The sequence below is a fragment of the Thioclava sp. UBA3469 genome, from assembly GCF_002378135.1.
In the GTDB taxonomy this organism is placed as follows: Bacteria; Pseudomonadota; Alphaproteobacteria; order Rhodobacterales; family Rhodobacteraceae; genus Thioclava; species Thioclava sediminum.
The window spans coordinates 1-12,397 of record NZ_DFRG01000259.1; the positions used below are offsets into that span (position 1 = coordinate 1).

Here is a 12,397-nt window from a genome sequence, read left to right on the forward strand (position 1 = left end):
GCGCCTGCCGACGAGGCCATCGCGCGCGGCGAGATCGCGCTGCTGCGGGCGGGGTTCCCGAAAGCCGAGATTTCCGCCCAGCCGGGGATCGAGGCGCGGCTGGTGCTGCCCGACGAGAATGACCTTCATGTGCTGGCGGTGGCGATCGCGGGCAGTGCCGATGGGATCCTCACCTTCAACGCGCAGGATTTTCCGCGCGGGACCTTGGCGGGCGAGGGGCTGGAGCGGCGCGATCCGGACGGCTTCCTCTGGCAGCTTCTGTCCGAACATCCCGAGCAGATGCGCGCCATCACCGAGGCCGTCCGTTCCGAAGCCGAGCGCCTGTCGGGCGAGCCTCAGCCGATCCGGGCGCTGATGAAACGTGCGCGGCTGCCGCGCTTCGGCAAGGCGCTGGCGGCGTGATCTCGCGCCGCGTGTCCGGGTGTCGCCCCTTGACCGCCCGCGAAAGCCTCGCCAAACAGGCGCAATGATCGGGTTCATCACATGCCAAGAGCGCGGCGCGGCCGACAAGCTCCTTGCCCAGCTCGCCGAAAGGCTGCTGTCGCAAGGGCGCGACGTGATCGGCATGGTGCGCGCCGAGGTGCCGCAGCGCTTCGAATGCGAGATGCATCTGCGCCTTTTGCCCGAGGGCGAAACCCGCACGATCTCGCAGGATCTGGGGCAGGGCGCGGGGGCCTGTTCGCTAGATGCGGGCGCGCTCGAAGAGGTCGTCGCCCAGGTCGGTCATGCGCTCGAAACGGCGCCACCGGGCGCCATCGTGATCCTCAACAAATTCGGCAAACAGGAGGCCGCAGGGCGCGGGTGTCGAGACCTGATCGCACAGGCGATGGCCTCCGATTTTCCGGTGCTTCTGTCCGTTCCGCCCGAAACGCGTGCCGATTTCATGACTTTCGCAGATGGTATGGCCGAAGAAATCGTGCCGGAAATTCAGGCGCTTGAGGCGTTTCTTTCGCGTGAGAGCGCTTAATCTGCGCCCTCGCGTTGTCTCGTGTCGCTCCCATGCTAGACTTGTTCAGGTAAGGTGAGTAAAAGGGGGTCGTTAGCGCTAACGGACCCCAAACACGGAGCAGCCCATGGTTTCGCGCGTCATTCCCGTCGATCGTTTCGATCTGGTGATTTTCGGCGCCACTGGCGACCTCGCCAATCGCAAAATTCTCCCCGGCCTGTTTCGCCGCTATTGCGCCGGTCAAATTCCCGAAGGATCCACCATTATCGGGGCTGCGCGCTCGGAGATGACCGCAGAGGAATTCCGCGACCAGACCCGCGCCGCGATCGCCGAATTCGGCGGCAATAAATGCGACGACGAAGGCGCGCTGGACGGCTTCCTGCCGATGCTCGACTATGTCGCGATCGACGCGAAAGGCGATGGCGGCTGGGACGATCTGAAGTCGAAAGTCCGCGACGACACCGTCAATGCGTTCTACTTCTCGGTGGCACCGGCGCTGTTCGGCGATCTGGCCGAGCGCCTCCACACGCGCGGTATCGCGGGGCCGGAGGCGCGGATCGTGGTCGAGAAACCGTTCGGGCGCGACCTCGCCTCGGCCAAGGCGCTCAATGCGGCGCTGGCGGAGTATTTCGACGAGACGCAGATCTACCGGATCGACCATTATCTCGGCAAAGAGACGGTGCAGAACCTGATGGCTGTGCGCTTCGCCAACATCCTGTTCGAACCGCTCTGGAACAGCCAATTTGTTGATCATGTGCAAATTACCGTGGCTGAAACGGTGGGTGTGGGCGGTCGCGGGTCGTATTATGACAAGTCGGGCGCGATGCGCGACATGGTCCAGAACCACATGATGCAGCTTCTGTGCCTGATCGCGATGGAGCCGCCCTACCACTTCGATCCAGATGCGGTGCGCGACGAGAAACTCAAGGTGATCCGCGCGCTCCAGCCCGTCCAGCCCGCCGATATCGTGCGCGGCCAATACGCGGCCAGCAAGGATGCGCCCGGCTATCTTGAAGATGCCGAGGACCCGGAGTCGACGACCGAGAGCTATATCGCGATGAAATGCCATGTCGCGAACTGGCGCTGGGTGAACACGCCCTTCTATCTGCGCACCGGCAAGCGGCTGCGCGCGCGTACATCCGAGATCGCGATTACCTTCAAAGAGCCGCCGCACCAGATCTTCGACGACGCCGAGGGCGAGTGGCGCGAGAACGTGCTGGTGATCCGGCTGCAGCCCAATGAGGGCATGAACCTGAAGATGATGATCAAGGAGCCGGGGCCGGGCGGGATGCGCCTCGTGCAGGTGCCGCTCGACATGTCCTTCGCGGAAGCTCTGGGCGACGAGGCCGACATCACCGACGCCTATGAACGCCTGATCATGGATGTGATCCGCGGCAACCAGACGCTGTTCATGCGCGGTGACGAGGTCGAGGCCGCCTGGGCCTGGACCGACCCGATCATCGAGGGCTGGGAGGCGCGTGGCGACAAGCCGCAAACCTATGACAGCGGCGCGTCGGGGCCGGATGACGCGCTGATGCTGATGCATCGCGACGGACGCCGCTGGCGGGAGATTCGCGAATGAATTTTGAGAGTTATCCCGATCGCGAGATGCTGATGATGGGGCTTGCGGACCGCATCGCGAGCCAGTTGCGCGCAGCGATCAACAACGAGGGCCGCGCGACCTTGTCGGTGCCCGGCGGCTCCACGCCGGGACCGATCTTCGACATTCTTTCCGACATTGATCTGGACTGGTCCAAGGTCGCGGTGCTCCTCAATGACGAGCGTTGGGTGCCCGAAAGCTCGGAGCGTTCGAATACGCGCCTGATCCATGCGCGGCTCCTGAAGGGCCGCGCGGCGGCGGCGACGCTCGTGCCGCTTTATGCCGAGGCGGAGCGTCCCGAGGACAAGATGGAAGAACTAGCCGAGGGCATCGCGCCGCATCTGCCGATCTCCGTCCTGCTTCTGGGCATGGGCTCGGATATGCACACGGCGAGCCTGTTCCCGGGTGCCGACCGGCTGAAAGAGGCGCTGTCGAACGATGCGCCGATCTTGCTGCCGATGCGGGCCGAAGCTGCGGGCGAGCCGCGTATCACCCTGTCCGCGCCCGTGCTGCGCGACGCGATGTATACGCATATCCTGATCACCGGCGCTGAGAAGCGCGAGGCGATCGAAAAAGCCGAAAGGCTCCCTGTGGAACAGGCGCCGGTGCGCGCCGTTCTCAAGGACGCGACCGTTCACTGGGCTGAATAACTGGGCAGAGCAAGCGATGACCATCTGGCAAGACCTCCTCGACAAGGCGCAATCCGTACAATCCCGCGAAATCGGAGAATTGTTCGAAAAGGGTAATCGCGCTGCGGGGTTCAGCCGCGAAACCGGGCCGTTTCTGTTCGATTTCTCCAAGACCAATATCGATGCGGAGACGCTCGATCTGTTGGTGAAGCTGGCCGAGGAGAAGGAGGTCGCGGCCCGTGCCGAAGCGATGTTCACCGGTGAGAAGATCAACGACACCGAGGGCCGCGCGGTGCTGCATACCGCGCTGCGCAATCTCGAGACGGACGTGTTCGTCGATGGCGAGAACGTCATGCCCGAGGTCCGCACGACCTATGCCCGGATGGAAGCGTTTGCGCGCGATGTCCGCGAGGGCAAGTTCACGGGGCAGGGCGGCAAGATCACCGATGTGGTGAATATCGGCATCGGCGGCTCGGATCTGGGCCCGGCGATGGCGACGCTCGCGCTTGCGCCCTATCACGACGGACCGCGCTGCCATTTCGTCTCCAACGTGGACGGGGCGCATATCCATGACACGCTGGCCGGTCTGAACCCGGAAACGACGCTGGTGATCGTCGCCTCCAAGACCTTCACCACGATCGAGACGATGACCAATGCGGAGACCGCGAAGCGGTGGATGGCCGAGAAGGTCGCGGACCCGGCGCAGCAATTCGCGGCGCTCTCGACCTCGGCTGAGAAGACCGCCGCCTTCGGGATCGATCAGGCCCGCGTCTTCGGCTTCGCCGATTGGGTCGGCGGGCGTTATTCGATGTGGGGGCCGATCGGGCTGTCGCTGATGATCGCGATCGGGTCGGAGGGTTTCGCGGGGTTCCTGAAGGGCGCGGCCACGATGGACGCGCATTTCCGCAAGGCCGAATTCAAGGACAACCTGCCGGTGCTGCTGGCGCTGGTCGGCATCTGGCACAACCAGTTCTGCGACTATGCCACGCGCGCGGTTCTGCCCTATGATCAACGGCTAGCACGGCTGCCGGCCTATCTCCAGCAGTTGGAGATGGAGAGCAACGGCAAGCGCGTCAGCATGGATGGCAAGGACCTGCCCTACAATTCCGGCCCCGTCGTCTGGGGCGAGCCGGGCACCAACGGCCAGCACGCGTTCTATCAGCTGATCCACCAGGGCACGCGGGTCATTCCGTGCGAATTCATGGTCGCAGCCGAGGGGCATGAGCCCGATCTGGCGCATCAGCATACGCTGCTCGTGGCCAACTGTCTGGCGCAATCCGAGGCGCTGATGCGCGGGCGCTCGCTGGCTGAAGCGACTGAGATCATGCGCAAGAAGGGCTTCGAGGGAGACGAGCTGGACCGTCAGGCGCGGCACCGCGTCTTTCCGGGCTCGCGCCCGTCGACCACGCTGCTCTATCCGAAACTGACCCCCGAGGTCTTCGGCGGGATTGTCGCGCTTTATGAGCACCGTGTCTTCGTCGAGGGCGTCATTCTCGGCATCAACAGCTTCGATCAGTGGGGCGTGGAGCTTGGCAAGGAGCTGGCGCTGGCGCTGGCGCCGGTGCTGAAGGGCGAGGATGCGGGCGAGGGCAAGGACGGCTCCACCCGGCAGCTTGTCGCGCGGGTGCAATCGCTGCGTGGCTGAGCCTGCCACGTGGTAACGGTGTGGTAACGGTCGCGCCTGTGGCCGGAACCGCGCCGATCATCCTTCCGTTCAGCTTATAGGCGGGCGCAGCGCCTCGCCTTTTGGTGTTCGAACAAAGGAATTCCACGATGATCGAGTCGATGGAGAAAAGCCCCGCAGGTGTGGTCGGTCTGATCGCCTCCGGCACTGTTCTTAAACATGATGTGACCGAGGCGATGCGCCTCGTCGGGGCCGCGGATCGGATGATGGTGGTCGTCGCGCCGCGCTTCGATGGCTACATGGCGGAACTGATCGGCGGGCTGCGTCAAAGCTGCGAAGACGGTCAGGCTGGGCGCTGTGCGCTGGTCGTGCCGGAGGATATGCGCTCCGAGGCGAGCATGCAGGGCGAGGGCGGCGCATTTCGCATCTTCACCGCGCAAGGAGAGGCGGAAAGCTGGCTCGCCTCTTAACGCAGGCCGATTTCCGACAGCGCCACGGCAAGCTCGCGGGGCAGGGCCTCTTCGCGGTCGCGACCTTTGGGCAAGTCGCGGGGCGCATCATCGGGGCTCAGGTAGCGCCAGCCCTGGAACGGGCGACGCGATAGGGCCTCGGTGCGGACAACCTCGCGGTCGAGCACGATCGCGCAGCGCGCGATCCCGTCCGCGCCCATCACTTCGGACAGTTCCAGAATGCGTTGACGTGCCAGCACCGCGCCCTTGAAGACCCAGTACAGCGACCCGCCATTCAGGATCTCGTCCGCGCGTTTCGGCCACATGCGCGTCACATGCATGGCCGGGCCTTTGCCATAGCGGCTGGCCTGCCACGCGATCAGGTCCTCGACCTTCTCGGCGCCGACGCAAAGCTTGATCAGATTCACCACTTTGTCACCCATGCCCCTTAATTAGGTTTTCGCTCCCGCGACGGCAATGTCCGATTTGCGTCTGGTCATGCGAAGAGGCCTTAGGTATAGTGTCAGCCCGCCCCCGACGCACGATATGCGGAGGGGGCGCTCGATTTTTACCTCACTCGAACTGCTGCCAGCGAGGACCTCATGAGCCGTTTTGCCGCCCCGATTGCCGAACAGATCTGGGACATGAAATACCGTCTGAAGGAACAGGACGGGACCCCGATCGACGCGACCGTCGAGGATAGCTGGCGTCGGATCGCGCGCGCCTTGGCCGAGGTCGAGGATAAGCCCGCGAAATGGGAAGAGAAATTCTACGGCGCGCTGGAAGATTTCAAATATCTCCCCGCGGGCCGGATCGCCGCAGGTGCCGGCACCGGCCGCGCGGTGACGCTGTTCAACTGCTTCGTCATGGGCACGATCCCTGACAACATGGGCGGCATCTTCGACATGCTGAAGGAAGCCGCGCTGACGATGCAGCAGGGCGGGGGAATCGGCTACGACTTCTCCACCATCCGCCCGCGTGGGGCCGAGGTGAAAGGCGTTGCCGCCGATGCGTCCGGTCCGCTGAGCTTCATGGATGTCTGGGATGCGATGTGCCGCACGATCATGTCGGCAGGCTCGCGTCGCGGCGCGATGATGGCGACGATGCGCTGCGATCACCCCGATATCGAGAGCTTCATCACCGCCAAGCAGGATTCGGCCCGTCTGCGGATGTTCAACCTGTCCGTGCTGGTGACCGACGCCTTCATGGAGGCCGTGAAGGCCGATGGTCCGTGGGATCTGAAATATGGCGACAAGGTCTATCACACGCTGAACGCCCGCGATCTGTGGAACAAGATCATGCGCGCGACCTATGACTACGCCGAGCCGGGCGTGATCTTCATCGACCGCATCAACAAGATGAACAACCTCAACTATGTCGAGCAGATCGCCGCGACCAACCCCTGCGGCGAGCAGCCCCTGCCGCCCTATGGCGCGTGCCTGCTGGGCTCGATCAATCTCGCGCGGCTCGTGACGAACCCGTTCGAGGCAGATGCGGGTCTGGACCCGGAGCAGCTCGACGAGATGGTGCGCCTTGCCATCCGGATGATGGATAACGTGGTCGACGCCTCGCGCTTCCCGCTGGAGCAACAGCGCGAAGAGGCGCAGAACAAGCGTCGTATCGGGCTGGGCGTGACCGGTCTCGCCGACGCGCTTCTGATGCTTGGTCTGCGCTATGGCTCGGAAGAGGCGGCCGCGCAGACCGAAGCCTGGATGAAGCAGATCGCGCGGGCGAGCTATCTCGCCTCGGTCGATCTGGCCAAGGAGAAGGGTCCGTTCCCGCTCTTCGATGCCGAGAAATACCTCGCCTCGGGCAACATGATGCAGATGGATGACGACGTGCGCGAGGCGATCCGCGAACACGGTATCCGCAACGCGCTGCTGACCTCGATCGCGCCGACCGGGACGATTTCGCTCTATGCGGGCAACGTGTCCTCGGGCATCGAGCCGGTCTTCGCCTATGCCTACAAGCGCAAGGTGCTGCAGCCCGACGGCTCGCGCACCGAGGAAGAAGTGGTTGATTACGCGGTGCAGATGTGGCGCGACAAGTTCGGGGACAAACCGCTGCCCGACTATTTCGTCAACGCCCAGACGCTTGCCCCGATGGATCACGTGCGCATGCAAGCCGCGGCGCAGAAATGGATCGACAGCTCGATCTCCAAGACCATCAACTGCCCCGAGGATATCCCCTTCGAGGCGTTCAAATCGGTCTACATGGAAGCCTGGGACACCGGCTGCAAAGGCTGCACCACCTACCGTCCGAACGACGTGACCGGCTCGGTGCTCAGCGTGTCGGAGACCTCCGAAGATGCGCCGGAAGTCGATGAAGGCGCCGATGTGGTCTACCTGACCGAGCCGCTGGATCGTCCCGCGGCGCTCGAAGGCTCGACCTACAAGATCAAGTGGCCGGGCTCGGAGCACGCGATCTACATCACGATCAACGATATCGTCCAAGGCGGTCACCGCCGTCCCTTCGAGGTCTTCATCAACTCGAAGAACATGGAGCATTTCGCCTGGACCGTGGCGCTGACGCGGATGATCTCGGCGGTGTTCCGGCGCGGCGGCGATGTGTCCTTCGTGGTCGAGGAGCTCAAAGCCGTGTTCGATCCGCGCGGCGGGGCCTGGATGCAGGGCAAATACATCCCCTCGATCCTCGCGGCGATCGGCGGCGTGATCGAGCGTCACATGATCTCTATCGGCTTCCTCGAAGGCGAAGGGCTGGGTCTGAAATCCGACCCCGAGGCCGACCGCATGGCCATCGGCGAAGCCCCCCGCGGCAAAGCCTGCCCGTCCTGTGGCTCCTACGCCCTGCGGATGGTCGAAGGCTGCATGACCTGCGCCGATTGCGGCCACTCCAAATGCGGCTGAGCCGGGTGAGTTGAAGCAGTACCAGAAAAAGCAAATGAGTGCGCAGGCGGAAGCATAAGCCTGCGCACGAGCCGCCCAAGCTGGTCTATGAATGATCCCAAGGCGTCAGGCTGAAACAGGAACGGGGCGAGGATACACATCCTCGCCCCGTTTGGTTTTCGCCTGTCTCCCGCGTCAGAACTGCTTGGACAGTCTCAGCGAGATGCTGTTGCTGTGGCTGTTCGACCCCGAGGTGTTGCGCAGGTCGATGCTGAGCTGCGTGCCCCCCTCGAAGGCGATATTCGTGCCCAGCCCGATCGTGAGCAGGTCCTGATCGGATTGCGGCAGGTTCAGCACATATTGCGAGCCGTTCACCAGATCCGCATAGCTCATCCCCGCGGCGATATCGCGGTTCATCACCCGGTTATATTCCAGCCGGAAGTTCGGCGAGACCGTCCCGAAGCTCGTTTTTCGGGTGAAGCCGCCGCGCAGGCCGAAGTCGAGCTGGGTCGAGCCGAAGCTTTGACGGTCGAAGCTCAGCGCATCGGCCGGGTCCGCAGTGCGCTCGGTAAAGGCATTCAGATGCCCCGAGATCACCTGCATCCCCGCATAGGGCGAGAGCATCCAGTTATCCTGCCGGAACTCCATCCCCGCGCGGACCTGTGCGAAGACCTGAGAGCCATCGCGCGAACCGTAGGCCATATCCGGCCCGCCCGAGATCGCGCGGCGACTGTCGAAGCCCAGTGTGCCATAGCCCGCCAGCACATCGACAAAGCCGCGTTCGCCGGTGCGGAAGGTCCCGTAGACCACCGCGTTCACGCTATGCCCACTGGTCTTCGAACCATCGCTGCCGATATCCGAGCGACCGTTGCCATAGCCGAGCCCGAGCCCGAGGATCGCGTCCGCGCTGGGTTGGTAGTCGAGACCCGCGCTGAGCCCGTTGCTATGGAGGTCGATCGCGCCGTCCTTCGTCAGGTTCAGCGTGCCCGCCGTCCAGATCGCGGTTTGCGGGCCGAACAGGTTTTCGGAGGCGCCGCTGGTCGAGACGGATGGGGTCGGCGTGGGAGCTGCGCCACGCGTAGCCCCTCGGCTCGGCGCGGGCGTGCGACCGGTCTGGTTCTCGAACGGATCGACCGGGTCGGCAAAACCGCGCGCGCGGGTCACGCTGGGAATGCCGAGACGCGCGCCGAAACTGTCGCGCAGGCCATTGCCGTCGCGCAGCGCTTCGAGATGCGAGGAGAAGTTCCCGATCTGCGTGCGGGCGAATTGCATCGCCATCGTGTTCTGCGCGGTCACGATCCCGATCACATCCGGATCCTGTGTCGGATCGGGGGCCACCTCGACCAGAACCGTCAGCGTGGCGCTGCCCGGCGCGTAGCTCGCATTGCCGGCGGTCGTGCCGGTGATCTGGCAGCTACCCGCCGCGACCGGCGTGACCACAGCGCCGCTGAGCGTGCAGACCGACGGCGTCGCGTTGCTCAGCGTCACCGTCAGGCCAGAGCTCGCCGTCGCGGTTGCTGCGAAAGGCGCACTGCCGATCCGCACCGGAGAGCTGACCGGCGCGAAGGTGATCGTATCGGTCTGGCGCGCCACGGTGGCGGTGATCGTGTAGCTCTGCGTCGCGATCCCATCGGCTGCGGTGGCGGCCACGGTGATCGTGTTCGCTCCCGTCGCCAGCGAGACTGGCGCCGAGGCGCTGCCCGAGGCGGTCGCATTGCCGTTCACGGTGAGGCTCGCGCCGCTATCCGTGGCCGTCGGCGTGACGGTTATCGAGCCCGTGCCATAGGGCAGGTCCACCGAATAGCCGCTCGTGCCCGAACTGAACACGGGGCTCAACGTGCCCTGGCTCACGCTCAGCGCCGAGAGCGTCGCGACATTTGACAGATAGGCGAACTGATCCGCGCTGGTGGCGCTCGAGGTGCCGGCCGGCGCGGTCACGCTTACATGCACCGTGCCGGTGCCCGAAGGCGCGGTCGCGGTGATCTGGCTGTCGGAATTGACGGTGAAGCCGCTCGCGGCCTTCCCCCCGAAGCTGACCGCCGTCGCGCCGGTGAAATCGCTCCCCGTCAGCGTGACGGAGGTGCCGCCGCTGGCCGACCCCTGTGCCGGGCTGATCGCGGTGATCGTGGGGGCGGCGCGCTGGATCGCGATGGTGATCGTGGTGCTTTGGAAGCTCGCATTCGGTGTGCTTGAATCATGGCCGCTTACGGTGAAGCTGTAGCTGCCATTGGCGCTGGGCGTGCCGCTGAGAGTCCCGGTGGATGAGAGCGACAGCCCCGGCGGGAACGAACCGGTCTTCGCCGCCGTGTCGAACGTGTAGGGTCCGGTGCCGCCCGAGACGCTCAGCGTGGCCGAGTAGCTCGTGCCGACCTGCCCATCCGACAGCGCGCCCGAGGTGACGGTGAAGGTGGGCGCCGAGACGGTGATCGTGACCGTCGCGGGGGCGGAGGTGCCCGTCGCGTTCGTGCCGGTATAGGTGAAGCTGTCCGCGCCGTGATAGCCCGCCGTGGGCGTATAGCTGATCGTGGTGCCGCTCACCTTGGTCGAGCCGTGGCTGGGCCCGGAGGCGACCGTGACCGATGTCGCCGCGCCGCCGGAGAAATTCAGCGGCACCGCGGTGTCGGTCGAGCCATATCCTACGGTGAGGCTCACGGCATTCGCGGTGGGCGCCGCCAGCGGCGAGACGCTGTTCGACGCGGCCGAGGCCGGGCCGGTGCCCGCAGAGTTGGTCGCGGTGACGGTGAAGCTGTAGCTGGTTCCGTTCGTGAGGCCGTTCACCGTGATCGGCGAGCCGGTCCCGGTTCCGGTGAAGCCACCCGGCGAGGAGGTCACGGTGTATCCGGTGATCGTCGCGCCGCCATCGGAGGCGGGCGGGGTGAAGCTGATCTCGGCCTGCCCATCTCCCGCCGTCGCGGTGCCGATCGTCGGCGCGCCCGGTACGACCGCGTTCACGGCGAAACTCTGCGAGACGGTCGGCGCGGGATTATAGGTGCTGTCGCCCGCCTGATCGGCATCGATCGAGCAGGTGCCGGTCGAGGCGAAGGTCAGCGCGCCGCCCGAGGTGATGGTGCAGACACCGGTGGTGGTCGAAGAGAAGCTGACCGGTAGGCCGGAGGACGCGGTTGCGCTCAGCGTCGGCGAGGTGCCGTAATCCTGCGCACCCGGATTGGCGAAAGTGATGGTTTGGCCCGCCGTCGGCGTGACGCTGTTCGAGGGCGCTGAGAACCCGGCCGATCCGTAGCCGTTATCGGCGCTGACCGTGAACGTATAAGCCGTACCGGCGGTCAATCCGTTGACGGTGATCGACGTGCCGGTGCCATTCGCGGTTTTGTTTCCAGGTGAAGACACCACTGTGTAATCCTGGATCGGCGCGCCCCCGGTATCGGTGGGTGGGGTGAAGTTCACGGTGGCGCTCTCGACGCCGGCGACGGCTGTGACATTCGTCGGCGGAGGAGCCGTGGTCGGGTTGATCGTGAAACTCTGCGTGACGGTTTGCGCCGCAAGATAGCTGCCATTGCCCGCCTGATCGGCGTCGATCGAGCAGGTGCCCGCCGAGACGAATGTCAGAGCGCCGCTCGAGGTGATCGTGCAGACGCTCGTCGTGGAGGACGTGAAGCTGACCGTCAGGCCGGACGAAGCGGTTGCGCTTAGCGTCGGCGAGGTGCCGTAGGTCTGAGCGCCCGGATTGGCGAAGGTGATCGTCTGAGCGGCCTTCGGGGTCACCGCGTTCGAGGGGCTGGAGGCCGGGCTCGTTCCGACGGAATTCGTCGCGGTGACGGTGAAGCTGTAGCTGGTGCCGTTCGTGAGGCCCGTTACCGTAATCGGTGAGCCAGTCCCGGTTCCGGTGAGCCCACCTTGCGTGGAGGTCACGGTGTATCCGGTTATCGTCGCGCCGCCGTCGGAACCGGGCGGGGTGAAGCTGACCTCGGCTTGGCTATCGCCTGCCGTCGCGGTGCCGATTGTGGGTGCGCTTGGCACGACCGCGTTCACGGCGAAGCTCTGCGAGACGGTCGGGGCGGCGTTATAGGTGCCATCGCCCCCCTGATCGGCGTCGATCGTACAGGTGCCGGTCGAGATAAAGGTCAGAGCGCCGCTCGAAGTGATCGTGCAGACGCCGGTTGTCGTCGAAGAGAAGCTGACCGTCAGGCCGGACGAAGCGGTTGCGCTCAGCGTCGGCGAGGTGCCGTAGGTCTGCGCGCCCGGATTGGCGAAGGTGATGGTCTGCGCCGCCTTCGGCGTTACCGCGTTCGAGGGGCTGGAAGCCGGGCTCGTACCGACGGAATTCGTCGCGGTGACGGTGAAG

9 protein-coding genes are annotated in these 12,397 nt (G+C 65.0%); 7 read left to right on the forward strand and 2 right to left on the reverse strand.

Annotation, left to right across the window (positions count from 1 at the left end; translation table 11 throughout):
- From B3D39_RS19050 to B3D39_RS19075, 6 genes are all read left to right on the forward strand, one after another.
- On the forward strand, positions 1-402 hold a 402-nt coding region (locus tag B3D39_RS19050; protein WP_286789960.1), incomplete at its 5' end, for an RSP_2648 family PIN domain-containing protein.
- A 64-nt stretch (positions 403-466) separates the two neighbouring features.
- A complete protein-coding gene (locus tag B3D39_RS19055) occupies positions 467-967 on the forward strand; it encodes a DUF2478 domain-containing protein (protein ID WP_274963744.1) in 501 nt (166 codons plus the stop codon).
- 106 nt (positions 968-1,073) lie between these two features.
- Complete coding sequence (gene zwf / locus B3D39_RS19060; protein WP_274963743.1) at positions 1,074-2,528, forward strand: glucose-6-phosphate dehydrogenase; 1,455 nt, start codon at positions 1,074-1,076, stop codon at positions 2,526-2,528.
- Positions 2,525-3,196: a 6-phosphogluconolactonase gene (gene pgl / locus B3D39_RS19065; RefSeq protein ID WP_274963742.1), complete on the forward strand. Its 672-nt coding sequence runs from the start codon at positions 2,525-2,527 to the stop codon at positions 3,194-3,196. The genes zwf and pgl overlap by 4 nt, the downstream gene beginning before the upstream one ends.
- A 16-nt stretch (positions 3,197-3,212) precedes the next feature.
- Positions 3,213-4,820, forward strand: a complete 1,608-nt coding sequence (gene pgi / locus B3D39_RS19070) for a glucose-6-phosphate isomerase (RefSeq protein WP_274963741.1) — start codon at positions 3,213-3,215, stop codon at positions 4,818-4,820.
- Positions 4,821-4,948: 128 nt separating this feature from the next.
- Positions 4,949-5,269, forward strand: coding sequence for a hypothetical protein (locus B3D39_RS19075; RefSeq protein WP_078601754.1), 321 nt, complete (start codon positions 4,949-4,951; stop codon positions 5,267-5,269).
- On the opposite strand, the gene B3D39_RS19080 is transcribed toward B3D39_RS19075, so the two are convergent.
- The gene (locus tag B3D39_RS19080; protein WP_078547697.1) at positions 5,266-5,691 is read right to left on the reverse strand and encodes a DUF1489 family protein; all 426 of its coding nucleotides are present in this window, start codon (positions 5,689-5,691) and stop codon (positions 5,266-5,268) included. The two genes, B3D39_RS19075 and B3D39_RS19080, sit on opposite strands and share 4 nt — an antisense overlap.
- Positions 5,692-5,850: 159 nt before the next feature.
- On the opposite strand from B3D39_RS19080, the gene B3D39_RS19085 reads away from it, so the two are divergent.
- Positions 5,851-8,115: an adenosylcobalamin-dependent ribonucleoside-diphosphate reductase gene (locus tag B3D39_RS19085; protein ID WP_286789961.1), complete on the forward strand. Its 2,265-nt coding sequence runs from the start codon at positions 5,851-5,853 to the stop codon at positions 8,113-8,115.
- Between the two features lie 174 nt (positions 8,116-8,289).
- Here B3D39_RS19085 and B3D39_RS19090 read toward each other — a convergent pair.
- Positions 8,290-12,397, reverse strand: a 4,108-nt coding sequence (locus B3D39_RS19090; protein WP_286789962.1) for an autotransporter domain-containing protein, incomplete at its 5' end; no start/stop codon positions are given.

Bases quoted from the DNA above. Each gene is read 5' to 3' on its own strand.
- zwf (WP_274963743.1), top strand. From the start codon at position 1,074: ATGGTTTCGCGCGTCATTCCCGTCGATCGTTTCGATCTGGTGATTTTC.
- B3D39_RS19075 (WP_078601754.1), top strand. From the start codon at position 4,949: ATGATCGAGTCGATGGAGAAAAGCCCCGCAGGTGTGGTCGGTCTGATC.
- B3D39_RS19085 (WP_286789961.1), top strand. From the start codon at position 5,851: ATGAGCCGTTTTGCCGCCCCGATTGCCGAACAGATCTGGGACATGAAA.
- B3D39_RS19080 (WP_078547697.1), bottom strand. From the start codon at position 5,691: ATGGGTGACAAAGTGGTGAATCTGATCAAGCTTTGCGTCGGCGCCGAG.
- pgi (WP_274963741.1), top strand. From the start codon at position 3,213: ATGACCATCTGGCAAGACCTCCTCGACAAGGCGCAATCCGTACAATCC.
- B3D39_RS19055 (WP_274963744.1), top strand. From the start codon at position 467: ATGATCGGGTTCATCACATGCCAAGAGCGCGGCGCGGCCGACAAGCTC.
- pgl (WP_274963742.1), top strand. From the start codon at position 2,525: ATGAATTTTGAGAGTTATCCCGATCGCGAGATGCTGATGATGGGGCTT.